At 56.9% G+C, this 225-nt stretch carries 1 protein-coding gene; it reads left to right on the top strand.

Features of this window, described 5'->3' with window-relative positions; genetic code table 11:
• A partial coding sequence (locus QZL66_RS08330) for an AraC family transcriptional regulator (protein WP_293602050.1) occupies positions 1-225 on the top strand: 225 nt, incomplete at both ends.

The raw sequence follows: 225 nt of genomic DNA, 5'->3' as shown, positions 1-225 counted from the left end.
AAGAGCATGGACGAGCTCCGGCAGAAGATCTACCGCCAGCCCCAGAAAAAGTGGAACATCGAGGAGATGGCGCAGATGCTGCTGCTGAGCCGTGCCTATTTCCAGCGGCTGTATAAGAAAAATTTCGGGGTCAGCGTGATGGCGGATGTCATCGCCGCACGCATTGCCCTCGCCAAGAAATACCTCGCCTCGGAGCAGAACAGTATCGCCTTTGTGGCGGATGCC

The sequence above is a fragment of the Ruminococcus sp. CAG:330 genome (assembly GCF_000437175.1).
GTDB lineage: Bacteria > Bacillota > Clostridia > Oscillospirales > Ruminococcaceae > Ruminococcus_C.
The sequence above is the reverse complement of the archived record's forward strand: the minus strand, read 5'-3'. Positions and strand labels throughout refer to the sequence as shown.